The organism is Streptomyces sp. NPDC051109 (assembly GCF_044455885.1).
Taxonomy (GTDB): Bacteria; Actinomycetota; Actinomycetes; order Streptomycetales; family Streptomycetaceae; genus Streptomyces.
On sequence record NZ_JBITFF010000001.1, the window covers coordinates 196,275 to 221,607 of the forward strand.

The following is a 25,333-nucleotide window of genomic DNA, read 5'->3' on the forward strand; positions in this document are numbered from 1 at the left end:
CAGGTCCTCAGAAGCCGAGGCTCCAGGAGTCGATGTAGCCGGTGTCGCCGCCCGCGTTGTCGTTGACGCGGAGCTTCCAGGTGCCGTTGGCGACCTCGGAGGAGGCGTTCACGGTGTACTGCTGGTTGATGTTGGCGGTGCTGCCGCCCGCGCGGTTGTGCAGGGTGTAGACGGAGCCGTCCGGGGCGACCAGGTCGACCTTGAGGTCACCGATGTACGTGTGCACGATGCTCACGTTCACCGTGAGCGCGGCCGGGGCGTTGCCCGCGACTCCGCTGACGGTGATCGGGCTCTCGACGGTGGTGTTGTCGAGGATGTTCACGTTCGTACCGTTTTCGAAGCCCGGGGCGGGCGTCGAGGTGACGGCGGTGATGGTCGCGGCCGCGTCGGCGATGCCGGTGCCGCAGCCGCCGGTGCAGGTGCCGGGCAGCGGGCGGGCGTTGGCCTTGATGGCCGACTCGACCTGCGCCGGGGTCAGCGAGGGCTTGGCGGCGACGACGAGCGCGGCGAGGCCCGCGATGTGCGGGGCGGCCATGCTGGTGCCCTGGTAGGGCTTGTAGATCTCCGAGCCCGGGGTGGTGGCGCCGTTGTTCAGCGTGGAGAGGATGCCGTTCTCGGGGGTGGTGACGGTGCCGGGCGTGTCGGTGGCGCGGCGGGTCTCACCGCCCGGCGCGGAGACGTCGACGCGGCTGCCGAAGTTCGAGTAGAACGAGCGGTCGCCGGTGCGGTTGGTCGCGGCCACGGAGACCACGTTGTTGCAGCTGGCGGGCGAGAAGCCGGCCGCGTCCGCGTTGCTGTTGCCGGCGGCGACCACGACCGTGGTGCCGCGGGCGACGGCCGCGTTGATGGCGTTCTGGTAGCTGGCGGTGCAGGCGCCGGAGCCGCCGAGGCTCATGTTGATGACCTTGGCGGGGGTGGCGTTGGCCGGGATGCCCGCGACGGTGCCGCCGGAGGCCCAGGTGATGGCGTCGACGATGTCGGAGGTGGCGCCGCCGCACTTGCCGAGCACGCGGACGGGCTGGATCTTCGCGTTGTACGCGATGCCCGCGACGCCCTTGGCGTTGTTGGTGGCGGCGGCGATGGTGCCCGCGACGTGGGTGCCGTGCCAGGAGGAGCCGCTGGCCGGGGAGCCGGTGCCGCACTCGCCGGCCGCGCTCCAGTCGCCCGCGTCGGCGGGGTTGTTGTCGCGGCCGTTGCCGTCACGGGCGCCGGCGGCGTCGGAGATGAAGTCGTAGCCGGCGACGATGTTGGGGGCGACGTCGGAGTGGGCCACGTAGCCGGTGTCGATCACCGCGACGGTGACGCCGGAGCCGGTGGTCTTGTCCCAGGCGGCAGGAACGTTCATGCCGCCGGTGGGCTCGAAGAGGTCCCACTGCTTGGAGTACTCGGTGTCGTTCGGGGTGGCCATCGCGTAGGCGCGGGAGTCCGCCTCGACGTACGCGACGTCCGGGTCGGCGCGGAACTGGGCCATCACGTCGGCCGCGGCGGCCGGGGCGACCGAGCCGCCCAGGTTGACGAGGGCGGCACCGGTGCCGAGACGGCGGTCGAACTTCGCCTTCTTGCCGGCCTTCTTGCCCTTGGCGGCCGCGTCGTCGGCGGCGGCCTTGTTGGAGCTGGCCTCGGTGGCCGAGGCCTTGTAGCCGACGATCAGGTTCTGCACCGGCGCGGCGTCGGGGGCGGCCGGCGCCCCCGCGGCCGGCAGGGTGGAGGCAGCGGCCTGGGCCGGAGCGGGCTCCGAGCCGGCGAGGGCCACGGAAGCGGTGGCGGAGCCGGCGAGCAGGGTGACGGACATCGCCACCACGGATATGAGCCTGCTACGTCTCGTTGCGTGCACGGTGTTCCCTTTCGCGAGCCCTTTCCGGGCAGGCCGGAGCGGGCGGTTGGAGCTGTGTGGGAGGTGAACCGGCGGCTACGGGGCCGGGGACGGGTCGGTCAATCCCGTCCCGGCCACCGCTGCTCGCCGCGTTGTCCCGGCCGCTTCGGCGGGGCAGGGGCAACGGCGGTGCGGGCGATCGGCCCGCCCGGACGGCTTCACGCCATGTGGGGTTGGCGCGGGGTCCGTTCGGAGCGGGAGAGATCGCCGGTGGGCAGACAGTAGGCAACGCGGGGATGAACCCGATACAGGGAAAACCCTTGTCCGCACCCCTGCCGCCCCCCTGACACCTCCCCCGGACCCTACCCCCCGCCCCTGCGCCCCCGACCCCCAGGTCCCCCGTATCCCGCACCCCCGGATCCCCCGCCGGACCCCCCTCGGCCGCCGCCGCGTTTCAACCCGTACCAGACCCCCCGAACCCGGACACCCGTACGGGCCTCCGAGCGGGCCGGGGGGCTTCAGGGGCGGGCGTGGTGGGTGCGGAAGTAGGTCCAGCTCGTCTCGTTGGGCTCGGTCCACTTCTCCGGGGCGTGGGCGTACTCCGGGTGGCGGGCCGCGATGTACGCGCGGGTGCGCTCCGGGACCTCGGCGTACGACCCCAGCTTGCGGCCGCGGCAGTGGAAGGTGAGGCCGCCCGGGCGCTGGCCCTGCTCCATCCACGGGAGCCACGGGGACATCCGCGTCCAGGACATGGTGCAGGGGACGCTCGGCTCGTCGGTGGTCAGCACCGCGCCCGGAGCGAAGAACTGGAAGAGCTCCAGGGCCCTGTAGGTGTCGCCGGCGGAGTGGAGCGGGTAGTCGGCGACCGGCAGCGGCGACGGATAGGCGAGCGGGATCTCCAGGCTGAAGCAGACCTGGTCCCCGAGCTCGGTCAGGGGGACCGGGAAGGGCCGCAGCCTCAGATTGGCGGGATCGTTCCAGACGTGCACGACCGGCTTGCCCTCCCAGGTCTCCAGGATCTCCCGGGTCTGCGGGTCCAGGTAGAACGCGGCCTCCCGGGTGAGCAGTTGGAAGCCGCCGGTCTCCGGGTCCTCGACGAGCCGGGAGACGTTGAGGCCCTCGAAGCCGAAGAGGCGCCGGTACGGCTGGTCCGGGGCCCAGGAGTAGATGTCCCCGGACCACCAGAAGGCCACCTCGCCGCCGTCGAGCGAGGCGCGGGTGCGGGCGAACGCGTGCAGGAGCTCAGCGGGTGTCATGCCGGCCACTGTGCGCGGTCCCCCGACGGGTCGGCAAGCACGCACGGCCCTCGGCGGCGGGGCGCCGACCGGCATGCGGGACGCCAGGTTGACGCTGCGGCGCGCAACGGCAACCGTGACCCGCATGGGGAACGAACGCCGACTGCTCACACTGCTCGTCTGCCTGGTGCTCGGCATCGGGCTGGCGGCCGCCGTGCTGGGCGCCACCCGGGTGGCGGGCCCCGAGGCGACCGCCCATTCCGGGACGAACTCCCGCGACTACGTGGACATACGGGATGTACCGCCCGACCCCCGCGATCTGCCGGCGCCCGGCCCCGACGCCTCGACGGGCACCGTGACGGTGGACTGCGGGCGCAACGAGGAGCGCCACTACAACGAGGACAACATCGTGGTGTCGCCGGGGCTGCGCTCCGGCGCCCACCACACCCACGCGTACGTGGGGAACCTCTCCACGGACGCGATGTCGACGGACGCCTCCCTGGCCGCCGCCGCCACCAGTTGCCGCGGCGGGGACCGGTCCACCTACTACTGGCCGGTCCTGCGCAGGACGGACCGTACGGGCGGCCACCCGCACGAGGGCTCCGCCGGGCACGGCAACACGGGCGAGATCCTGCCCGAGGCGCAGGTCTCCGTGGAGTTCCGCGGCAACCCGGTGGGCAAGGTCGTGCCGATGCCGCGCTTCCTGCGCGCGATGACCGGCGACGCGGTGGCGTACACCGCGGCGAGCGACGCGGACGTACGGGCCCGCTGGGGCTGTTCCGGCTCCCCGGACCGGTTCACCACCCGCTACCCGCGCTGCCCCGCCGGCGAGCGCCTCACCCGTACCCTCACCTTCCCCAGCTGCTGGAACGGGCTGGACACCGAGAGCCCGGGGCACCGCGCGCACCTCGTCTTCCCCGCGGCCAACGGCGTCTGCCCGCAGGGCACCTTCGCCGTGCCGCAGCTGCGCGTCTCCCTCGCGTACGAGGTGCCGGCGGGGGTGGCGGTCGCGGTCGACTCCTTCCCCGAGCAGCACCACAGCCCGAAAACGGACCACGCCATGTTCGTGGACGCCATGACGGACGCGCAGATGGCCGCCGTCGTCGGCTGTCTCAACGAGGGGCGCACCTGCCACACCTGAGCACCACCGCCCCAAGTGACGGGGGTCACATGAACCGCGCCCTGTCGGGGCGCGTGTTCTGACCGCACCAGATGGGCGAGGAAGACGGAGAGGGTGAGATGGCCGGACCACTGTGGCCCCGTACACGGCGGGGCTCGACCGATGAGGCACTGATCAGGTCGGTGTACGAGGAGCACGGCCACGCCCTGCTCGCGTACGCGACCCGGCTGACCGGAGACCGGGCCACCGCCGAGGACGTCGTCCAGGAGACGCTCATCCGCGCCTGGCGGCATTCCGAGGTGCTGGTCAACGGGAAGGGTTCGGTGCGCGGCTGGCTGCTGACGGTGGCCCGCAACATCATCACCGACCGGTACCGGGCCAAAGCGGCCCGTCCCGCGGAGGTTTCCGGAGAGGCGGCCGCTCCCCCGGTGGAGCTGGACCACGCGGACTCCATCGTGGACACGATGGCCGTGCTGGGGGCCCTCGACCAGCTGTCCCCGGAACACCGGGACGTGCTCAGGGAGCTGTACTACCGCCAGCTGAGCGTGGCCGAGGCGGCCGACAGCCTCGGCATCCCGGCGGGCACGGTCAAATCACGCGCGCACTACGCGCTCAAGGCACTGCGCGAGGTGTTCCGCCAAGGCGGCGCCGCGGAGGGCCGGGCGGGCAATCGAATGGGCAGGCCGCCCCGGCAGGGTGCTGGACTGCGGGAGGTGGTGGCATGAACCGGCAGCGGCACGAGGAGGAGGAACTTCTCGGCCCGTACGTCCTCGGCGTCCTGAGCGAGGAGGAGGTCCGCCGGGTCGAGGGGCACATGAGCGGCTGCGTGCAATGCCGAGAGGAGGTGACCGCGTTGCGCGAGATGGAAGCGGCGTTGGGCGAGGTGCCTGCGGAGGCCTTCCTCGACGGACCGCCACAGGGCGGTGACCTGCTGCTCCAGCGCACGCTGCGGCAGGTGCGGAGCGAGTCGGCGGGCGATCGCCGCCGACGGTGGGGCGTCGCGGGGCTGGCCGCAGCGGCCTCGCTGGCCGCCGTGTTCTGGGCCGGAGCGCAGTGGGGCTCGGCGGACGGCGATCAGGTGGCCCTGCCGCCACAGCCCTCGCCGTCGGTCTCGGCGCAGCCTTCGCCGCCGCCTGCGGGTACGAAGGTGGCCTCGGTGATCGACCCGCGCACCAGCGCGCGGATGACCGTACAGGTCACGCCCGCGGCCAAGTGGGTCCGGGTGCACGCGGCCGTGGCGGGGATCCCGCCGGGCGAGCGCTGCATGCTGATCGTGGTCGGGAAGGACGGCAAGCGCACCTCCGCCGGCAGCTGGGTCGTCGGCAGCCAGAACGGCGAGGGCAAGGGCGCCTCGCTGGACGGTTCGGCGGCGGTGGACCCGGCCGACGTCAAGGAGGTCGTGGTCGAGAACGAGTCGGGCAAGCGGTTCGTGTCGGTGCCCATGCCGGTGTGACCCCCGTGTCCCGCCGGTGCCGCCGGCGGGACCGCCCCGGACGGAGCCCGGGCGGCCGTGTCGACGGCCGCCCGGGCTCCCTGCCGTACGTGGCCTGCGCGAAATCCGTTTTCTCCGCGCCGGCCCCGGTCGGCACACTGGCCCCATGCCGCATCCCGTCGAACGCCTGCTCGCCGACCTCGACCCGCTCCCGTACGCCGACCGGATGCGGTTGCTCGCCACCACCGCCCGCGACCTCGCCCTCACAGGCGAACTGCCCGGCGTCCTGGCCGAGCTGGCCGGCCGGGGCCGCTACGAGCGGCGGCTGGCCGCACTGGCGGCGCTCGCGGGGCGGCAGACCGGGTACCTGGCGCAGCGGCTGGCCGACCCGGACCCCGTGGTGCGCTCCTTCGCCCACCGGGCCGTGCGCACGCTGCCCGTTCCGGACGAGGCGATCGAAGCGGCGTACGACGACGCCTCCGCCGAGATCCGCCGGGAGCTGTCCCGGGCCGTGTTCCGGGGCTCGCGCCGGGCGCTCGCGCAGCGGCTGGTGCCCGTCCTGCGGGCCCAGTGGGGCGACGGCGAGGCCGCGTCCCTGCTCCCTGCCTGCGGGCCGGAGTTCGTCTCCGCCCTGCTGCCGGAGCTGGCCCACGCCGCCCCGCACCGGGTACGGCTGGGCCGCTGCCATCCCGGCCCGGTGCTGGACCAGGCGGCGAGCGAACTGGCGGATCTGCCGGAGAACCTGCGCGCCCACTGGTGGCACGGCCAGGCAGCGGGCGTGGCCGCGGCGCTGCCCGCCGCCCCGGACCGTGTGCTCGGGCTGCTGGAGCAGTACGGGCCGGGCCGGCTGCCCGGCCCCCTGGAGGACGGGGTCGGCGATCTGATCGCCGCGGACGCGGAGCGGTTCGTACGCTGGCTGACCGCCCCCGAACGGACGGACGGGTACCAGGAATACCTCCTTCCGCCGTCCCGGCTGCGGCAACTCGTGCGCGCCGATCCACCGTCCCTGCCCGACCTCGGCCGCCGCTGGGCGGGGCGTCCCGCGTACCTGGCCGCGCTGCTGAAGGCGCTGCCCCCGGGCCGGCGCGCGCAGTTCCACGACGCGGCCATCGCGCACGCCCCCGCTCCCGAGGGGCTCGTTCCCGATCCCGTCCTGGCCGTGCTCCCGCGCGAGCGCCGCCGGGCCGAGGCGCGGCGCCACGCCGACCGGGCCCGCCGTGAAGCGCTGCCGATCGAGCGGCTCCTCGAAGCGCTCGCGCACCTACCCGTCGCCGAGGCGCGGCCCGAACTCCTCGCCGCGACGCGACTGTCCGACGCCGACACCCGCAGGGCGGCGTGGCCGCGGCTCGTCGAGAACGCGGTCCACGCGCGCGACGCCGAAGCGCTGGGCGAGGTACTCGAACTGATGGTGCTGCGGCTGCGCAACGACCGCGACCCCGTGCGCGCGGCCGCGCTGTCCGCCCTGGCCCGGGTGCCGGTGGCGCTGCTGGCCGACGAGTCCTCGGCCGCCCTCCTGGAGCGGATCGCCACCGAGGCCGCCGAGGCCCGCGACTGCTCCGCGGAGACCTTCTCGGCCCTGGAACGCCTGGTGTCCGCCGTACTGGAGACCCCGGCCCCCTCCTCCGTACTCCTCGACTGGGCACTGCGCACCCTCCACGAGCTCACCGCCCGCACCGGCTGCCTCGTGCACGGCTCGTACGGGAGCGTGCTGCCGCCCGGCCGCGCGCGGCAGGTCTTCGACGTCCTGCGTCCCTGGCTCGACCTGCGCGCGGCCAAGGGTGAGTACGGGCCGCTGCTCGCGTTCGCGATGCACCTGGGAGACCGCGGCCAGCGCCTGCCCGAGCTCCAGCGGATGCTCGACGAGGCCCGGACCCGGTGCCCCGACGGGCACTTCCCCCTGTTCGCCCGGGTCTGGCTCGCGGATCCGGCGACGCGCGGCGAGCGGGTGGCCGCGCTGCTGGAGCAGCAGCCGTCCGCGGTCGCGCTGGCGCCGGTACTGGAGGTGCTGTCGGCGCACCGCACCGATCTCCTGGACCGCGTCCTCGCCGCACGCCCGCCGTACGGCCGGTTCCTGCGCGAGGGCTCCGTACGGCCGCTCCCCCGGTTCGACCGGGCGGGGCGGTGGGTGCCCCGCCAGCTGGAGGAGGCGGCCTGGCTGGCCGAGGTCGCCGTCTGCGACGAGTCCCGGGCGCTGTACGAGCGTTCCCGGATCCTCCGGGGTGCGGCGCGGATCCCCGACCACGGGCTGGAGCTCGTACGACGGCACGCGCGCTCGGCGGACACGGTGCTCGCGGAGACGGCGCTCGCCGCCTCGGCCCGGACGGCGGAGCCGGCGGCTGTCCTGCCCGACCTGCTCGCGCACGCGGGGGACGACCGTGCCCGGGTCGCGGTGTACGCCGCCGGGCGGGCGGCGGCCGCGACCGCGCCGACGCGGCTCGCGGCGCTGCTGGACGGGCTGTTGGGCACGCCGTCGGGGGTCAAGGTGACCAGCCGCAAGGAGGCCGTCCGGCTGACCGCGCGGTTCCTGCCGCCCCGCCGGGCCGCGGCGCTGCTGGAGCGCATCGCCGCCGACGCCGACAGCCACCCCGATGTGGTGACCGCCGCCGTGAGCCTCGCGATCGGGCTCCTGGGGACCGGGGAGGTCTGGGGCCTGCTGGAGGCCGCCGCGGCGACCGGCACCCGGGAGGCCGGGGAGGTAATCGCCCGCACCCCGGTGCTCTCGGTGGCGCAGGGGCACCGGCCGCGCTACGCCCGGCTGATGGCGCTCCTCGCCGCTTCGCCGCACCGGTCCGTGGCCGCTCTCGCGGTCGCGGCCCTGCCGGACTGGGTCGCCTACGCGCCCGAGGCGGCGGACCCCGTCCGGCGGGCCGTCTGCGACCTGGCGCCGGACTCCGGCTGGAAGGCGGCGGCCACGGCGTTGGAGAAGATCGCCGGCTCGCGGCTGCCGCACCCCGCCGGTGGCGGTGAGCCCGGGAGCCAGTTCCACCGCGCCGTGGAGGTGCTGTTGGCCGCCGTACGCTCGGGTGACGACCCGGAGGCCGGGGCCGAGCGGGACCTTCCGGCGCTCCAGCGGGTGCGGTTCCTGACCCTGAGCGTCTCGGCGGAGCACGGGGAACTGCGCGACGCCCTGGTGCGGCAGCTCGCCGGCGAACCCGCCCTGGCCACGGCCCGCGTGGCGCTGCTGCGGCGTTCGGTCGACCTGCGCGCGGACCTGCCGGGGTTGCGGGCGGCCCTGGACGCCCTCGTCGAGGTCCACGCGGGCCGGCCCTGGCTGGCCGCGGCGACGGCGAACTCGCTGCGCGACGGGAACTGGCACGGCGACCGGGTCCGGGATCCCGCCGTGGTGCTGGAGGCCGTACGCGGGCTCGCGCAGGACGGGGCGCCGGTGGCGGGGTTGTTCGCCGTGGCGCTCACCGCGGCGATGGGCCGGCGCTGCGGCTGGCTGCCGGAGTGGTCTGCGGTGCTGCGGAGGCTGAGGCGGCACCCGGAGCAGGAGGTGCGGGAGGCGGCACTGGTGGTGTTCACGCACCGCGAGTGAGCGTCCCGCGGGGCCTCGGCGGGCCCTTCGCCAACCGGACCGATCATCACATTGCGCTCCATGACATCCTGTGACGTCACAACTCGCCGGACGGGATCGGCGGACGTCCGGGGAATATGGGGAAGGTCGATGAGGCTCTGCTTCCTGGTGGAGGAGCACTACCGCCACGACGGCATGCCGAACGAGGTGATCCGGCAGCTGACCGCGTGGGGGCACCAGGTCGATGTGGTGCGGCCGGGCGGCTCGTTGCTGCGCATGGGCGAGGTCGTGGCCGCGGGCACGCACGACGCCTGGGTGCTCAAGACCGTCTCCGGCGGTCCCGGGCTGACCCTGCTCGAAGCCGCCGCCGCGGCGGGCACGACCACCGTCAACGACGCCCGCTCGATCCGGGGCGTGCGGGACAAGGCGCTGGCCGCCGCCATCGGCCGGACCGGGGGGCTCCCGATGCCGCCGACCTACGCCGTGGCGCGGCCGGAACTGCTGCGGGAGATACCCGCCGCGGAGTACCCGCTCGTCGTCAAGCCCGCGGACGGCAGTTCCGGGCGGGCCGTGCACCTGGTGTCCACGCCCGGGGAGCTCGAAGCCCTGCTCCCGGAGCTGGCGGGCGAGCACATGCTCATCGCCCAGCCGTACGTGGTCAATCCGGGCACCGACATCAAGGTGTACGCGGTCGGCGGGGAACTCTTCGCCACCGAGCGCTGCTCGCCCCTGCACCCGGATCCGGCGGTGCGGGAGCGGCGGGTGCCGCTGTCGGCCGAGGTGGCGGAGATCGCCGCGCGGGTGGGGACGGTGTACGGGCTCGACCTGTACGGGGTGGACGTGCTGCTGGGTCCGGACGGGCCGGTGGTGGTGGACGTGAACGACTTCCCGAGCTTCCGTCAGGTCCCGGACGCGGCGGCCCGGGTGGGGCGGGCCGTGCTGGGGCTGGCACGGACGGGCAGCCCGGCGGCAGCGGCCCGTCCCGCGCCGGCCCACGCCCTGCCGCTGTCGATCCCGGCGCAGGCGTCCGGGGCGCAGGCGGCAGCCCGGGCCGGCGAGGCCGCCCTGTGAGGATCTGCCTGATCACGCCGGAGCCCGGACATCCGCTGCTGGCCGCCGCGACGGCGCTGCTCGAAGCCGCCGGGCACCGGGTCGAGTCGCTGGATCCGGGCGCCGCAGGCGCAGCTCCCGCGGACCTGGCCGACGTGTATCTGCTGAAGGCGCGGACGCCGCGGGCGCTGGACCTCGCGCGGGAGCTGGAGCGGCGCGGGGCCCCGGTGCTGAACTCGGCCGCGGCCACCGCGCTCTGCCAGGACCGTACGCGGATGGCGGAGTCGGCCCTGCGCGGTGGTCTGCCGTTCGCGGCCACCCGCACCTACGGCTCCCTCGCGGCCTGGGCGGCCGGCGCACCGATCGCCGGCTCGCCCCTGGTGGTCAAGAGCCGGCACAGCCGCCGGCACGACCTGGTCGCCCGGGTCGACGACGGGGACCGGCTGCGGGAGCTCGCGGACGCCTGGCCGCAGGAGCCCGTCGTGGTGCAGGAGTTCGCGCCCAACAGCGGCTGGGACCACAAGCTGTGGGCGATCGGGGACCGGGTCTTCGCCGCCCTGCGCCGCTCCGAGCTCGCGCCGGAGGGACGGGGACCGACCCGGCCGCTGCCCCTGGCCGAACTGCCGCCCGGCTGGGCGGACGTGGTCCGCCGCACCGGCGCGGTGTTCTCGCTCGACGTCTACGGGGTGGACCTCATCGACACCGGCGACGGCACCCCGCTCATCGTGGACGTCAACGCCTTCCCCGGCATCCGGGGCCAGGCCGGCGCCCCGGAGGCCCTGGCGGCCCTCGCCCTGGACCGGGCCGCCGCCGCCCCTCGCTGATCCCGCCGGGGCCGGTGGGACCGGACAGGGGGAATCCGCCCGTCGGGGCGTGTCGGCGGGCCGGGGCCGCCCGGACGCCCTGAGGATCGGCGGATGGGCGTCGTGCTGCCGGTCTTCTTCGCGCTGTTCGCGGCGCTCAGCAATGCGCTGGCCACCGTGCTCCAGCGGCGGGCCGCCCTCACCGTTCCGCAGAGCAGGGGCTTCCGGTTCGGGCTGGTCCTCGACCTGCTGCGGCGGCCCGTGTGGGTCGCCGGGATCCTGGCCGTGATCGCCGCCGGAGTGGGGCAGGCCGCGGCGCTGGCCACCGGTGCGCTGGTCCTCGTACAGCCGCTGTTCGTACTGGAGCTGCCGCTCGCGCTGCTGATCGCCTCACTGGTGGCCCGGCGGCGGCTGCCGGGGGCCCTGTGGCTGGCCGTGGCGGGGGTGGTGGCCGGGCTCGGGGTGGCGCTCGCCGCGGCCTCCCCCACCGGGAACCGGACGCACGTGCCGGTCGACCGGTGGATCCCGGCCCTCGCGGCGTGCGCGGCCCTCGTCGCGGGCCTGGCGGTGGCCGGGCTGCGCCGCCCGCCCGGGCGCGCCCGGGCCGGCTGCCTCGGGGCGGCCACCGCCGTCTGCTACGCGATCACGGCCGCCCTGATGAAGCACTCCGTGTACGTGCTGACCGAGCACGGCGTCGTCGGGTTCCTGACCGCATGGCAGACGTACGCCTTCGGGGCGACCGGCATCTGCGCCCTGCTGCTGCTCGAACACGCCATGCAGGGCGGGCCGCTGGTCGCCTCTCAGCCCGCGCTGACGCTGGGCGACGCGAGCATCAGCGTCGCACTCGGAGTGGTCCTGTACGAGGAGCACCTGCGGACGGGCTGGTGGGTGCTGCCCCAACTGCTGGGCGTGGCGCTGGTCTGCGGGGGCGTCGTCGCCCTGGCCCGGGCGGGCACGGGCGCCCCCTGATGTCAGCGGACCTGGTCGCCCTTCGGCCCGATGCCTTCGATCCTGGTCGCAGTTCCCTCCGGGGTGAACGGGTGGTGGTAGGTGAAGGCGTGCGGCGCGGAGCCGTGGTCACGGAGGTGTTCCAGCCGGGAAACCCCGTCCTGCCAGGTGGGTATCGCGCCGTCGGGTACCCACCAGAACACGTAGTTCGGGTGCCCCGTCCTCTCGAACCAGTCGTAACGCCTGTTCAGCGCCTCGCGGTGCAGACCGCTGTAGACGGCGTCGAAGGCGGGGCGCAGGTCGGTCCAGAGCGAGAGGGTCGTGGCCAGGGCGGTGGTTTCCACCGTGCGGCCCTTGCCGTACCAGGTCGGTACGGCGAACTCTCCCCATGCGCCCCAGTCCGCGTCGAAGAGCATGCCCCGGTCGCCGCCTGCCGCTTCGGCACGCGCGAGGTACCCGGGGTGCTGACTGATCTTCCGGTAGACGGCCTCACCGACGTCGTAGAACTCGCGCGTGAGAGGGGCGGGATCGGCGAGAGGTGACTTCAGGACGCCGAACGTGTACAGCGCAAGACGGGGCATGCGTCTCTCCCTGGTTGGGGGTGCGTGGTGCGGACCCGCGGCCGGCTCGGTCCGGAAGAACTCCTGTGCGACCGTGGGCGATCGCCGAGGACCAGGTGAAGGTAGCCGCCTCCGCCGCCCGTGTCGAAGTTGCGTTTTCCGCGTCCGAGTGGCCTCTTGCACCGGTCGTCGCGGTGGCCGGGAGGGCGACCGCTCAGGCCGTGTCCTCCAGGCCCGTGATCGCGCGGACGTGGCGCAGGCTCGGGTCCAGCAGGACCGCGTGGAGCTGCTGGAAGAGCTGGCGGGCCGCCACCGCGTTCCAGTCGGACGGCAGGAGTTCGGTCGGCAGGCCCGGGTCGAGGTACGGGAGGCGGCGCCACTGCGTGAGCAGCGGCACGTAGTGGCGGAAGGCCTCGGCCGGGTCGGGCTCGCCCTCGGCCGCGAGGCGCGCGGCGACGGGGGCGTACGTGTCGGTGAAGGCCGCGTACTGGGTCTGGATGGCCGGGAAGTCCCACCAGTCGCTCACCGTCTGCGCCAGGTCGCTGAAGGCGGCGTAGTCGGCGGAGAACAGGTGCACGTACTCGCTCAGCCCCAGCCGTACGAGCATCACCCGGGCGTCGTCGAGCAGCCGCCCGGGGGCCAGCCACACACCCGGCGCGATGTTGCCGAAGCCGAGCCAGGTCAGCCGGGTGCGCAGCTGGTAGCGGTGGGAGCGCTCGGACTCCGGTACGGAGAACACCGCCATGGCCCAGCCGTCGGCCAGGTCGGCGGGTTCGAGGCTGGCGAAGATGCGGCGGTCGCCCTCGTCGAAGACGGGGTGCACCGCCGGGCTGAGCCGGTACCCGGTGGCACCCCGGCGCTCCGGTTCCAGTACGCCGCGCTTCTTGAGCCGCGAGATCGCCGACCGCACCGCCGGGCCGTCGACGTCCAGCTCGCCCATCAGCGTGATCAGGTCCGCGATGGAGATCCAGCCGCCGAGACGGCGCAGGAACGCTCCGTAGACCGTGTTGATCAACGAGCTGGGCCTGGGGGGGCTGTCCGACATGATCGCCTTCCGTTGTGCGCGGTCGCGATCATATCCAGCCCCTCTCCCGCGGCCCCCGCCCCTACTGCGGGAGCGGCGCCTGCGCGTACGCGCCGGAGAGCAGATGGCCCGCGCCCGGGGCCACCGCCGGCAGGTCGAGGGCGCGCATCATCTGGTGGGCGGTACAGACGGCCGCCGACACCACCGGCTTGCCCAGCAGCTGCTCGGCCTCCTCGATGGCGCCCAGGGAGGGCATCTGCACGCAGGCGGAGAGAACGACCGCGTCGGCGTCCGCGTACTCCAGGGCGCGGGCGAGCCCGGGCAGCCGGGCCGGGTCGTGGGCGGCCACGTCGAGGTTGTCCGGGATTTCGAGGGCCTCGTAGTCGAGGACCTCGATGCCCTCGTGGGTGAGGTAGTCCACGACGGTCCGCGTGAGCGGGCGCATGTACGGGGCGAGCAGGGCGATCTTGCGGGCGCCCATGGTGTGCAGTCCGTGGACGAGGGCGCCCGCGCTGGTGACGACGGGTGCGGGGGCGCCGTTCTCGACCGTGCGGGTGTGCAGGCGCCGCTCCGAGGTGCGGTGGTAACCGAGGCCCATGCTCATGATCGCGACCAGGCAGGCGTAGCCGAGCACGTCGACCCGGGCGTCCGACAGCTCCACCGCGCAGCGGTCGGAGTCGGCGTCCATCGCCTTGAGCTGTTCCGGGGTCACATGGGTCATGCGCATCCGGCTGGAGTGGAAGGTGAACCTCTCGTCGGGCAGGACCGCCTGGCGGGCGCGCAAGATGGCGGGGACCTCGGTCTCCATGGTCACGTTCGAGCTCGGCACGATCTGGCCGATGCGGTAGGTGCGGGGCGGCGGCACGGGTACTCCTCGGGGCGTACGGGTGGGGTACGGGGGTCAGCGGGCGTCGACGACGGGGTTGGACAGGGTGCCGATGCGCTCGACGGTCGCCTCGACGGTGTCACCGGGAACCAGGAACTCCGGCGGCACCATGCCGGCGCCGACCCCGGACGGCGATCCCGTCGCGATGACGTCGCCGGGTTCCAGGGTCACGCCGGAGCTGATGTCGGCGATGAGGCGGGCGATCGGGAACAGCATGTGCCGGGTGTTCGACTTCTGCTTGGTGACGCCGTTGACGCGCAGCGAGAGGTCGAGGGCCATCGGGTCGGGGATCTCGTCCGCCGTGACCACCACCGGGCCGAAGGGGGCGTACGAGTCCTGCCCCTTGGAGAAGAACCACTGGCCGGAGCGGCGCTGGTCGCGGGCGCTGACGTCGTTGACGATGCTGAAGCCGAAGATGTGCCCGTAGGCCTCCTCCTCGCTCACCCGGAAGGCGGTACGGCCGATGACGACGGCCAGTTCGCACTCCCAGTCGAGCTGCTGGGTGAGGTCGCCGTTGTGGAGGATCGGCGCGCCGGGGCCGGTGACGGCGGTGGCGGGCTTGCTGAACAGGACGGGGCGGGGCGGGAGTTCCTTGTCGGTGTCCAGGCTGCGGCTGGACTCCTCGACGTGCTCGACGTAGTTGAGGCCGACGCCGATGATCTTGCCGGGGCGCAGCGGGGCGGCCAGGGTGACGTCTTCGAGCCGGTGCACGGCCCCCTCCGGGCGGGCGGAGGCGTCGGCATAGGCGTCGAGGAGGCGGGTCGCGGCCTCCCGGGCGGCGGGGCCCGCCTGGACGAAGGAGAGCAGATCGCGCGGGAGGTCCGCGCCGGCGTGGTCGGCCAGGACGGCGAGGTCGAGGACGAGGCCGTCGGCCTCGGCGCCGAGGCGCGGGGCGCCCTCGCCGGTGGCGGCGCCGGTGCTGAAGGTGAGCAGACGCATGGTGGGGCTCCTCGGGGTCAGGCGGTGGCGGTCGGGGCTGCGGCAGCGTCCGGCGCGGCGGCGGGCATCGGCTGGTGGCCGTCGTTGTCCGGGTAAGCCTCTTCGCGGTGGAAGCCGAGCGAGCGCATGACCGGGAAGTCGTTGAAGGAGAACAGGCAGGCGTCCTCGGAAGCGTCCAGGTTGTGGTGCTCGTGCCAGGCCCAGGACGGGACGCAGAAGATGTCGCCCTGGCGCCAATCGAAGCGCCGTCCGGCGATGACCGAGACCCCGTGCCCCTTGGCGGCCGTGTAGATCACCGAGCCGGTGTGCCGGTGGGCGCGGGTGGCCTGCCCGGGGCGCAGCAGCTGCATGTGGGCACCCATGGTGGGCATCACCGGGCCGCCCGTGACCGGGTTCGCGTACTCGGCGATGACACCGTCGTACGGGGAGCCCTCGCTCGCCTTGGCCAGGCCGAGCAGGGCCTCGTACGTCGGCTCCCAGGGGTAGGCGAGCAGCGGCGAGTAGGGCCGGCTCCAGCGCTCCGAGCCGTACGGGAGCAGGTTGGCGGCGTACTGGAGCACGGAGGAGTCGACCACCTGGCCCGGCGTCTGGTGGAGCTCGGGGTGTACCTCGTAGAACCCGGCGTCCAAGGCGTTGACGAGCGGGATGTCGAGGCCGTCCTGCCAGATCACCGGCCCGTCCTCGCCGTCGTTGCCGTGCTCGTGCCAGGTGCCGTTGGGGGTGATCGCGAAGTCGCGCGGGCCGACCTTCAGCTTCTGGCCGTCGACGACGGTCCAGGCGCCGGTGCCCTCGTGGACGAAGCGCAGGGCGGCGGCCTGGTGGCGGTGGGCGGTCATGGCCTCGCCGGGGCCCATGATCTGGAGCCCGGTGTAGAGGAGGCCGGCGGCGGCGCTGACGTCCTTGCGGCCGGGGTTGACCAGCATCACGACCCGCCGGCCCGCGTCGTCGGCCTTGACCAGGCCGAGGGCCTTGTGGACGAGGGGCCGAAGCTCCTCGTAACGCCACAGCACGGGAACGGACTCGGGCTGCGGGTACCAGGGCTCGATGTCGTTGGCGACGGTCCACAGGGCGCCGGCGTCCAGGGCTTCGAGCTCGCCGTAGTACGCGGTGAGCTCGGGGGTGTCGAAGACCCGGGCGCGGCCGAGCACGGTGTCGTCCTGCTCGATGGTCATACGTCCTCCTCAGGCATGGTGTTCCGGGGGCCGGCGGGCGGCGCGGTGAAGGTCACCGGCGGGCGCGGGCGGTTGTCGACTTCGAGGCGGAAGATGTCGAAGCGGTTGTAGTGGCCGGTGATGTCGTGCATCTGCTTGGGCTGGATGCACCGGCCGAGGTCGATCTCGCCGTAGACGATGCCCTCGTCGTCGACGAGCGGTTCGGTGACCGGGCGGCCGTCGGGGCCGAAGATCCCGGACAGGGCGCTGCGGGGCCGCTGGAACAGGGCGCGCAGCTCCTCGTCGTCCCCGGCGAGCAGGTCCACGATCTCCGGGGAGACGGTGGAGCAGGAGACGACGGAGAAGACCTTGCCCTCGAAGCTGTGGGCGGCGGTACGGACGGCGATGGCGTCGGCCATGTCGTAGTCGGCCGGGGCCACGGGCAGGGCTATGTAGCAGGAGGCGTGGACGAGTTCGCCCTGCGCGAGCAGGGTGAACCGGGCCAGCGTGTTGGTGTTCTCGCCGCAGGCGAGGGCGCCGAGCGGGCCGACGGGGGTGGGGTGCACGCGCAGGGAGCTGCCGTCGCCGCCGGTCCAGGTGAGCTTCTCGGCCCAGGTGGGCACCAGTTTGCGGTGCACGCCGAGGAGTCGGCCGTCGGATCCGATGGTGAGCAGCGTGTTGTAGAGGACGCCGAGGCTGTGCGCGGCGCGCTCGTTGACGCCGATGACGAGGACGACCCCGTACTGGCGGGCCGCCGCGCGCAGGGCGTCGACGTACGGGCCGGGGACGTCGACCGAGGCGCGCTGCAGGCGCTCGAACCAGGGCGAGCCCTGGACGGGGTTCATCGTCCAGTTCCAGTAGGGATATCCGGGGACGAACACCTCGGGGAACACGACGAGTTCGGCGCCGTTCGCGGCCGCCTCCGCGATGAGCGCGACGGCCTTCTCGACGGTGGCGGCGGGGTCGAGGTAGACGGGCGAGGCCTGGACGGCCGCCGCCGTGAAGCGGGGCAGGTGACTCAGGGGCAGGGGCGGGCGGCTCGGGGACGGGCCGTTCGGGGACGGGCCGTTCGGGGACGGCTCGTTCGGCGGCGGCTCGTTCGGCGGCGGCTCGTTCGGGGACGGCTCGTTCGGCGGCGGCTCGTTCGGGGACGGCTCGTTCGGGGACGGCTCGTTCGGCGGCGGCTCGTTCGGCGGCGGCTCGTTCGGCGGCAGGGTCTCCATCGGGTCTCCTCAGTTGGCCGGCGCGGTGGCGGCGAGGCGTGGGAGCCAGCGCTGGTGTACCGGCGCGGCGGGCTGCCGCAGCAGTTCCAGGCGCGGCGGGACCCGGTCGGTCCGGGCGGCGGGCGGTCTGCCGCTGCCCGCCTGCCAGCCGGGCGCCCAGGGCGCGGCGGGCCCGCGGTAGCCCTGGGCGGCCGCGGCGTGCAGGGTCCACAGCGGGTCGTGGAGCTGGGCGCGGCCCACCCCACACAGGTCGGCCCGGCCGGCCAGGATGATCGAGTTCACGTCGTCGTACGTGGAGATCGCCCCGACGGCGATGGTGGGCACCCCCGTGGCGTTGCGGATCAGGTCGGCGTACGGGGTCTGGTAGCTGCGGCCGTAGCGGGGCCGCTCGTGGGCCACGACCTCGCCGGTGGAGACGTCGATCCCGTCGGCCCCCGCCTCGGCGAGGGCCCGGGCGACGGCCACGGCGTCGGCCTCGCTGATGCCCCCCTCGGCCCAGTCGGCGGCCGATATCCGGACGAGCAGGGCCTTGCCGGCGGGCCACACCTCCCGTACCGCGCGCAGCACTTCGAGCGGGAAGCGCAGCCGCCCGGCGAGGCCGCCGCCGTACTCGTCGGTGCGCAGGTTGGTCAGCGGCGAGAGGAACCCGGAGAGCAGCTGACCGTGCCCGTACTGGAGTTCCAGTGCGTCGAAGCCGGCCCGGTCGGCGCGCCGGGCCGCACGGACGAAGTCCCGTACGACGAGGTCCATATCGGCCGCGGTGGCCTCCCGCGGGAGCGGGCTCCGCTCGTCCCAGGCGACGGCCGAGGCCGCGATCGGCGGGGCGTCGCCGGCGGCGGCGCGGCGGCCGGCATGGGTGAGCTGGACGCCGAGGCAGGTGTCGGACTGGCCGTGGACGAACTCGGTGATCCTCCGCCAGGCGGCCTCCTGTTCGTCGGTGTACAGGCCGGGGCAGCCGGGGGTGCTGCGGCCTTCGGCGCTGACGGCGGTCATCCCGGCGAGGACCAGCCCGGAACCGCCGAGGGCCTGCGTGCTCAGGTGGACGAGGTCGAAGTCGCCCGGGACGCCGCCCCTCGCCGTGCCGAGGGCGGTGGGCGGCACCACGACCCGGTTGCGCAGGAGCAGTCCGCCGAGGGGGAAGGGGCTGAACATCGGCGGCACGGGAGCGGAAGAGTTGACGGCGGCGGTGAACTCCTCGTCGCGCACCCGCAGGTTGTCGTAGGTGACACGGCGGCTGCGGGTCAGCAGGTTGAAGGCGAACTGCGGCGGCTCCTGGTCCACGTACCGGCCGATGTTCTCGAACCATTCGAGGCTGGCCTGGGCGGCGCGCTGGGTGGATTCCACCACCGGGCGGCGCTCGTCCTCGTACGCGGCGAGCGCGCGCGGCACGTCCGGGTGCTCGTGCAGGCAGGCGGCCAGGGCGAGGGCGTCCTCCATGGCCAGCTTGGTGCCGGAGCCGATGGAGAAGTGGGCGGTGTGGGCGGCGTCCCCGAGCAGGACCACGTTCTCGTGGCGCCAGGTCCGGTTGCGCACGGTGGTGAAGCGCAGCCACTTGGAGTTGTTGGGCAGGAGCCGGTGCCCGTCGAGGTGCTCGGCGAGCAGCTCCTCGCAGCGGCCGATGCTGTCGAGGTCGCTGGTGCCGGGCGGGTGGTCGCGGTCCGCGAACTCCGCGAAGCCCGCCCGCCGCCAGGCGGCCTCGTCCATCTCCACGATGAAGGTGGAGCGGGTGTCGTCGTAGGGGTAGGCGTGCACCTGGAGGGTGCCGAAGTCCCGCTCCTCGACGAGGAAGGTGAACGCTTCGAAGACCTTGTCCGTGCCCAGCCACATGTAGCGGCCCGAGCGTTCGTCCAGATCGGGCCCGAAGGTGTCCGCGTAGGCGGCGCGGGTGGCGGACCGCACGCCGTCGCAGGCGACGACGAGGTCGTACGAGGCCGCCAGCTCGGAGGCCGGCGGGGACTGCGTGCGGTAGCGGACGTCCACGGCGAGCGAGGCGCAGCGCTCTTGGAGGATCCGCAGCAGCTGCCGGCGGCCGAGGGCGGCGAAGCCGTGGCCGCCGGAGGTGAGGGTCCGGCTCCGGTGGGTGACGTCGATGTCGCTCCAGCGGGCGAACTCCGCCGACATGGCCGCGTAGACCTCGGGATCGGCCTGCGCGATGCCGTCGAGGGTCTCGTCGGAGAAGACGACCCCGAAGCCGAACGTGTCGTCGGGGGCGTTGCGCTCCCAGACGGTGACGTCCCAGTGGGGGGAGAGCTGCTTGGCCAGGGCTGCGAAGTACAGCCCGCCGGGCCCTCCTCCGATGACTGCTACGCGCACGGCGTACCTCCTCGTGGTTCCGGAACAACATATGGCGCAAATTTGGCGACCGTCAACAACGTTCGACATTCCTCGCGGGGAGGGTGAGGAGTTCGGGCGCCTGCGGGCCCGATTTCGTCAGCACCTCGCGCACGTCGGCGGGCCAGGGGGTGGTCCCGGTCGCACGGGCGGCGGAGTGGGCGACCACCATCCGCCCGGTGGCGGCTTCGACGCCCTCCTCGCCCTGGACCGTGAACACGTAAGTCAGCGAACTGGAGCCGACCTTGGCGACGCTCAGCTCGATCCGCACGGCCTCGCCGAACCAGAGGCGGGCCCGGTAGTCGGCCTCGAAGTGGACGCGCGGGGTGCTGCCGAAGAGGTGCGCCAGACCCAGGCGGCGCAGCAGTACGGCCTCGGCCGCTTCGACCCAGCGCACGACGGTGGAGTGGTGGTAATGGCCGGCGGCGTCCGTGTCGGGCCATTCGACGCGGCGCTCGATGACCACGCCGGGGTGGCGCGGGACGAGGGCCTCCGGGCAGCCTGCGGCGCAGCCGGTGTCGGCCTCGGCGGGGGCGGTCGGGGCCGGGGCACCGGGGATTGCTCCGGCGGGCTCCGGCTGCGGCTGCGCCGGAACCGGCTGGACCGGCGCCGGTGCGGAGGCCCGGGCCCACGCGCGCAGTTCGCCGCGCCGGAGCTTCCCGTTGCCGGTGCGCGGGAGCCGCGGGACGAACTCCACGGCACGGGGGTACTTGTAGGGGGCGATGGCCCCCTTGACGTGGGTCTGCAGCTCGCGGACGGTCGCCTCGTCCGCCGGGACCCCGGCGCCGAGCACGACGTACGCCTTGACCAGCATGCCGCGCCGCTCGTCGGGGGCGCCGACGACCCCGCACTCCTCGACGTACGGATGGGCGGCCAGGGCCTTCTCGACCTCCGGGCCCGCGATGTTGTAGCCCGAGGAGACGATCATGTCGTCACTGCGGGCGACGTACCAGTAGTAGCCGTCCGCATCGCGGACGTAGGTGTCGCCGGTGATGTTCCAGCCGTTCCTGACGTACGCCGTCTGGCGCGGATCGGCGAGGTAGCGGCAGCCGGTGGGTCCGGTGACCGCGAGCAGGCCGGGCTGCCCGTCGGCGACGGGCTCGCCGTACTGGTCCACCACGGCGGCGCGGTACCCGGGCACGGGCCGGCCGGTGGCGCCCGGCCGGATGTCCTCGTCGGCCGCGGAGATGAAGACGTGCAGCATCTCGGTGGCGCCGATGCCGTCGATGATGCGCAGCCCGGTGGCGGCGTGGAACTCCTCCCACACGGCGGCGGGCAGCGCCTCTCCGGCGGACACGCAGCGGCGCAGGCCGGCCAGTCGGCCCACCGCACCGGCCGCCATGATCGCGCGATAGGCGGTGGGCGCGGTGAACAGGACGGTCACGCCGTGCGCGGCGACCAGGTCGGCCAGCTGCTCCGGGGTCGCCTGCTCGATCAGCAGGGTCGCGGCCCCGACGTGCAGCGGGAAGACCACGAGCCCGCCGAGCCCGAAGGTGAAGGCGAGCGGCGGCGTACCCGTGAAGACGTCGTCGGGCCGGGGCCGGAGCACGTGCCGCGAGAACGTGTCCGCGTTGGCGAGGACGTCGCGGTGGAAGTGCAGGGTCGCCTTGGGCCGCCCGGTCGTACCGGAGGTGAAGGCGATCAGCGCCACGTCGTCCGCGGCGGTGGGGACGGTGGCGAACACGCCGCTCTTGGCCGCGCAGCGCGCGGTCAGGTCCATGACGCCGGGGCCGCCGTACGCGAGAACCGGCGGGCCTGCGGGGGCTTGGGCCGCGGCGGCGGCGAGTTCGTCGACGTAGCGGTGGTCGCAGAGGGCGACGGCGGGGCGGCTGATCTCGCAGAGCTCGGTGAGTTCGGCGGCGCGCAGCAGCGGCATCGTCGTGACGGCGACTCCGCCCGCCTTGAGGACGCCGAACCAGGCGGCCACGAGCCAGGGGTTGTTGGGGGCGCGCAGCAGGACGCGGTTGCCGGGTACGAGGCCGAAGTCCTCGGTGAGCACCTGCGCGACCTGGTTGGCGCGCTGCCGGAGCTCGCCGTACGTCCAGCGCTCGGTCGGGGTGAGGAGACACGGGCGGTCGGGGCCCCAGCGCTCGACGGCTTCGTCGAGCAGGCGTGCGGCGCAGTTGAGGCGGTCCGGGTAGTCCAGTTCGGGGAGGTCGAAGTGGAGTTCGGGCCAGAGGGGGAAGGCCGGCAGCCGGTCTCTGCAGAAGGAGTCGGCGTGGGCGGAAGGGGAGAGCTCCATGGGGCGGCACCTCAATCAGGGAGCAGCGGGGGAGACGCATGGAAGTTATCTCGATAATTTTGCGCCCGTCAACATTGCTCGATATTTTTGACGGACACCGGGTCGCCGCCGCGACGCCTCAGGGCCGCACCCGTGAGACCTCCGGGCCGGCCGCGGGAGCCGCGTGCATTCAGGAGACCGGCAGGAAGACCCGCACGGAGGTGCCGGACTCGCTTGCCGCGACGGAGAGTTCGCCGCCCGCCTCGGCCGCGAGCAGCTGGACGATCAGCAGCCCGCGGCCGCTCTCGGCGCCCGGGTCGACCTCGTCGGCGGGGTGCGGCGGCCGGGACGGCCGGACCCCCTGATCGGCGACCTCCAGCCGCAGCCATCCCCCGTCGATGGACAGCCCGACCCGCATCCGGCCGCCGGCGGCGGCGTGCTGGACGACGTTGCCGGCGAGCTCGCTCACGGCCAGCAGCAGGACGTCCACCGCCTCGGCGGAGACCGGCCAGCCCTCCAGGACGGCCCGGACGCGGGTCCGCAGCAGCGGGACGGCGGCCGGGGCGGGCTCCGCCACCCAGTGGGCGAAGCCTCGGATGCGGAGGCGGGGGGAATCCGGGGCACCGACGGCCGCGGTGTCCGCGACGGCGCCTGCGGCGCCCGCTCCGGCGGGGAGGGTGGCGGTGGTGAGCATGACGTGCTCCCGAAGGGGAAGGCGACGCCCCGCTGCGAGTGTCTCGTGTAACTGCCCGGGAACTCAGATGCCCCTTGGGCTTGTGGTCAGCGGAAACGCGTCGCTAGAGTTGTGATTACACGTGTAACACGCTAAGCCTCCCCCGGTGCCCGCGCAAGCATTTCGGACAAAACGTTACGAAGCCCGGACCGCCCGCACCGGACCCGCCGGCCGCCGAGGCCGCACACCGAATCGGGAAGAGCCTCAATGACGCAATCCCCCCCGGCCGAGTTCGACATCGCCGACATGACCTGGCCGCCCCCTCCGTACCGGCCGCCCGTCACACCCGTGACCGGCGCCGACGGCGCACGCCGCTTCGACGGGATCACGTACGCGACCACCCCCGGCTACCGCCCCAGACTGCTCGACGTACAACTCCCGGCGGGCGAGGGCCCCTTCCCGGCGGTCGTCTGGATCCACGGCGGCGGCTGGCTGGACGGCGACCGCCGCTACCCGCCGCCGACCGTGCCCGCCGCCCTGCTGCACGGTGCGGTCCTGGGCGCCGGGCTCGCGCTCGTCTCCATCGACTACCGGCACAGCCTCGAAGCCCCCTTCCCGGCCCAGCTGCACGACGTCAAGGCCGCGATCCGCTACGTGCGGCAGTTCGCCCCGGGCCTCGGCATCGACCCGGACCGGATCGGCGTCTGGGGCGAGTCGGCGGGCGGTCACCTGGCCGCGCTCGCCGGGCTCGTCCGCCCCGGCAGCGCGGACGCCGAGACCCTGGCGGCACTGGAGGGCTCCCACGGCGTCGGCTCCGGCGACACCGGCATCCTGGCCGTCGTCGACTGGTACGGGGTCCACGACCTGGTCGCCCTGGCCGCGCACCCGCTGCCGATGCCGACCGGTGCCGAGTTCCCGAACCCGTACGACGCCCTGCTGGGCGTTCCCGTGGCCGAGCAGGAGGAGCCGGCTCGGGCCGCGAGCCCGGTCACGTACGCCGTCCCCGGCTCGAACCCGCCGCCGTTCCTGCTGGTCCACGGGACCGCGGACGGGCTCGTCCCGTACAGCCAGAGCGAGATCCTCGCCGAGGCGCTGACGGGCGCGGGCGGCGAGGTGACGCTGCAGCCCGTGGCGGACGCCGACCACATCTTCCTCGGCTCCGCCGACATCCCCGCGATCGTCGCGCAGAGCGTGGCGTTCCTGGCCCGCCACCTGGGCGCGGGAGCCTGATCCGGGCCGCGTCCTTCGGGTCGTGCCGGGCCGCCGTGTCCGGCACCGCGGGCTGATCCGGCCCGATCCGAAAGACACGGCCCGGCCCGGACACCGCTTCGCAGACCAGTCCCACCGTGGGGGCGCGGCCCGGCCGCGCCCCCACGCGTACGTCGAAAGGCAGTCATGTCCCGGCACACGCTCACTCCCCCGCCCGCCGCCGCGGCCGGGCCGCAGGCGGCGGACCGGCCGCCCCGCAGTCCCGGCACCCTGCTCCTGGCCGTACTGATGCTCGGCTCGGCCGCGGCGCTGACCCTCACCGTCCGCACGGACGTCGCGAACCCGCCGTTCCAGGGTGCGGACGAGCGGTGGCTGGAGTGGATGGGAGGCCCGCACGGGGGACTGCCCGCGGCCGTCGCGGCCGTCCTCGACTGGTTCGGCGGCCCGCTGGGCGTGGTCGTACCGCTCGCGCTGCTGGTCTTCCTGCTCGTCCGCGGACGCCGGGTCTCGGCGGGCTTCCTGCTCGGCGTGCACCTGGTGGGCGGCATGCTCGTGGTGCAGGGCCTCAAGCACCTGGTGGACCGTCCGCGCCCGGCGAGCCCGATGGTCCGCGTCGACCACGGCTCGTTCCCCTCGGGCCATGCGGCGGGGGCTGCCCTGCTCGTCGTCCTGGTCGGCGTCCTGCTGGTCCCGGCCGCCCGGCGGCGGGCCTGGTGGGGCGGCGGGGCGGCGTTCACGCTGGCCATGATGTGGAGCCGGACCTGGCTGCACGCCCACTGGCTCAGCGACACGGTGGCGGGTGCGGCAGCCGGCGCAGGGGTCGCGCTGCTGGCGTGGTGGGCCTTCTCCCCCGCCCTCGCCCGGGAGCGCGACGGGCGGGTGCGAGCGGCCCCCGCGCAGACCCGACAGACCGGAGCACCACCGGGGCCGGGGCGGACCGCGAGGGGCTAGGGGGGTCTTGTCGATCAGGCCGGATCGGGGAGCGGCTGCGGGCGCCGTGGATCGCTAGGCGGACGAGGGAGGCGACGCGGTGGGGGCACCTCCCAGCGGTAGCCGTGGGGCGTCGGCGACCGAGGACAACGCGGCGAGGCACGGCGCCCGCCGCCGCGAGCCCGGCCTGATCGGCGAGACACCCCTTAAGCCACCGGGGTGCCCGGAACGGGGCGCGGCCGCCGTCGGGGGACGGCGGCCGGGCGGG

Annotated in this window: 20 protein-coding genes and 1 pseudogene; 9 read left to right on the plus strand and 12 right to left on the minus strand. The window is 74.2% G+C overall.

Annotation, left to right across the window (positions count from 1 at the left end):
* Positions 1-7 precede the first annotated feature (7 nt).
* Together ACIBAD_RS00815 and ACIBAD_RS00820 are read right to left on the minus strand one after the other, a co-directional pair.
* Positions 8-1,792 carry a S8 family serine peptidase gene (locus tag ACIBAD_RS00815; RefSeq protein WP_134074040.1) on the minus strand — a complete coding sequence of 595 codons (1,785 nt, stop codon included), beginning with the start codon at positions 1,790-1,792 and terminating at the stop codon, positions 8-10.
* A gap of 539 nt (positions 1,793-2,331) precedes the next feature.
* Positions 2,332-3,069 (minus strand): DUF1838 family protein, encoded by a 738-nt coding sequence (locus ACIBAD_RS00820; RefSeq protein ID WP_134068028.1) that lies wholly within the window; start codon positions 3,067-3,069, stop codon positions 2,332-2,334.
* Between the two features lie 124 nt (positions 3,070-3,193).
* Between ACIBAD_RS00820 and ACIBAD_RS00825 the strand changes: the two genes are divergently transcribed.
* The 7 genes from ACIBAD_RS00825 (at position 3,194) to ACIBAD_RS00855 (ending at position 11,939) form a co-directional block, all read left to right on the plus strand.
* Positions 3,194-4,189 carry a DUF1996 domain-containing protein gene (locus tag ACIBAD_RS00825; protein ID WP_134068029.1) on the plus strand — a complete coding sequence of 332 codons (996 nt, stop codon included), beginning with the start codon at positions 3,194-3,196 and terminating at the stop codon, positions 4,187-4,189.
* A gap of 98 nt (positions 4,190-4,287) precedes the next feature.
* Positions 4,288-4,893, plus strand: a complete 606-nt coding sequence (locus ACIBAD_RS00830) for a sigma-70 family RNA polymerase sigma factor (protein WP_134068030.1) — start codon at positions 4,288-4,290, stop codon at positions 4,891-4,893.
* Positions 4,890-5,621 (plus strand): zf-HC2 domain-containing protein, encoded by a 732-nt coding sequence (locus ACIBAD_RS00835; protein ID WP_398903439.1) that lies wholly within the window; start codon positions 4,890-4,892, stop codon positions 5,619-5,621. The genes ACIBAD_RS00830 and ACIBAD_RS00835 overlap by 4 nt, the downstream gene beginning before the upstream one ends.
* A 145-nt stretch (positions 5,622-5,766) precedes the next feature.
* On the plus strand, positions 5,767-9,138 hold the full coding sequence (locus tag ACIBAD_RS00840; RefSeq protein WP_398903441.1) for a hypothetical protein: 3,372 nt from the start codon (positions 5,767-5,769) through the stop codon (positions 9,136-9,138).
* Positions 9,139-9,267: 129 nt separating this feature from the next.
* On the plus strand, positions 9,268-10,188 hold the full coding sequence (locus ACIBAD_RS00845) for a RimK family alpha-L-glutamate ligase (protein ID WP_398903443.1): 921 nt from the start codon (positions 9,268-9,270) through the stop codon (positions 10,186-10,188).
* Complete coding sequence (locus ACIBAD_RS00850) at positions 10,185-10,991, plus strand: RimK family alpha-L-glutamate ligase (protein WP_398903445.1); 807 nt, start codon at positions 10,185-10,187, stop codon at positions 10,989-10,991. The genes ACIBAD_RS00845 and ACIBAD_RS00850 overlap by 4 nt, the downstream gene beginning before the upstream one ends.
* A 93-nt stretch (positions 10,992-11,084) precedes the next feature.
* A complete protein-coding gene (locus tag ACIBAD_RS00855) occupies positions 11,085-11,939 on the plus strand; it encodes a DMT family transporter (RefSeq protein ID WP_134068035.1) in 855 nt (284 codons plus the stop codon).
* A 2-nt stretch (positions 11,940-11,941) separates the two neighbouring features.
* Here the strand turns inward: ACIBAD_RS00855 and ACIBAD_RS00860 are convergent, their stop codons facing one another.
* From ACIBAD_RS00860 to ACIBAD_RS00905, 10 genes and pseudogenes are all read right to left on the minus strand, one after another.
* A complete protein-coding gene (locus ACIBAD_RS00860) occupies positions 11,942-12,499 on the minus strand; it encodes a DUF3291 domain-containing protein (RefSeq protein ID WP_398903447.1) in 558 nt (185 codons plus the stop codon).
* 193 nt (positions 12,500-12,692) lie between these two features.
* The gene (locus tag ACIBAD_RS00865; RefSeq protein ID WP_134068037.1) at positions 12,693-13,523 is read right to left on the minus strand and encodes a PaaX family transcriptional regulator C-terminal domain-containing protein; all 831 of its coding nucleotides are present in this window, start codon (positions 13,521-13,523) and stop codon (positions 12,693-12,695) included.
* Between the two features lie 61 nt (positions 13,524-13,584).
* Positions 13,585-14,367 (minus strand): Asp/Glu racemase, encoded by a 783-nt coding sequence (locus ACIBAD_RS00870; RefSeq protein ID WP_398903450.1) that lies wholly within the window; start codon positions 14,365-14,367, stop codon positions 13,585-13,587.
* Positions 14,368-14,403: 36 nt separating this feature from the next.
* Complete coding sequence (locus ACIBAD_RS00875) at positions 14,404-15,327, minus strand: fumarylacetoacetate hydrolase family protein (RefSeq protein ID WP_398903452.1); 924 nt, start codon at positions 15,325-15,327, stop codon at positions 14,404-14,406.
* Positions 15,328-15,344: 17 nt separating this feature from the next.
* Positions 15,345-16,499, minus strand: a complete 1,155-nt coding sequence (locus ACIBAD_RS00880; RefSeq protein WP_398903454.1) for a cupin domain-containing protein — start codon at positions 16,497-16,499, stop codon at positions 15,345-15,347.
* Positions 16,496-17,701, minus strand: coding sequence for a carbon-nitrogen hydrolase family protein (locus ACIBAD_RS00885; protein ID WP_398903455.1), 1,206 nt, complete (start codon positions 17,699-17,701; stop codon positions 16,496-16,498). The genes ACIBAD_RS00880 and ACIBAD_RS00885 overlap by 4 nt, the downstream gene beginning before the upstream one ends.
* 9 nt (positions 17,702-17,710) lie before the next feature.
* Positions 17,711-20,014 (minus strand): FAD-dependent monooxygenase, encoded by a 2,304-nt coding sequence (locus ACIBAD_RS00890; protein WP_398903458.1) that lies wholly within the window; start codon positions 20,012-20,014, stop codon positions 17,711-17,713.
* A 52-nt stretch (positions 20,015-20,066) separates the two neighbouring features.
* Entirely contained in the window at positions 20,067-20,498 is a 432-nt protein-coding gene (locus ACIBAD_RS00895) for an acyl-CoA thioesterase (protein ID WP_398903956.1), read from the minus strand.
* 144 nt (positions 20,499-20,642) lie between these two features.
* Positions 20,643-22,274, minus strand: a pseudogene (locus ACIBAD_RS00900) (AMP-binding protein); the annotation flags it as partial.
* Between the two features lie 169 nt (positions 22,275-22,443).
* The gene (locus ACIBAD_RS00905) at positions 22,444-22,947 is read right to left on the minus strand and encodes an ATP-binding protein (protein WP_134068041.1); all 504 of its coding nucleotides are present in this window, start codon (positions 22,945-22,947) and stop codon (positions 22,444-22,446) included.
* Between the two features lie 246 nt (positions 22,948-23,193).
* Here ACIBAD_RS00905 and ACIBAD_RS00910 point away from each other — a divergent pair, with 246 nt between their 5' ends.
* Both ACIBAD_RS00910 and ACIBAD_RS00915 read left to right on the plus strand, forming a co-directional pair.
* Positions 23,194-24,156, plus strand: a complete 963-nt coding sequence (locus ACIBAD_RS00910; protein WP_134068042.1) for an alpha/beta hydrolase — start codon at positions 23,194-23,196, stop codon at positions 24,154-24,156.
* A gap of 165 nt (positions 24,157-24,321) precedes the next feature.
* Complete coding sequence (locus tag ACIBAD_RS00915) at positions 24,322-25,086, plus strand: phosphatase PAP2 family protein (protein WP_398903461.1); 765 nt, start codon at positions 24,322-24,324, stop codon at positions 25,084-25,086.
* The last annotated feature ends 247 nt before the right edge of the window (positions 25,087-25,333 follow it).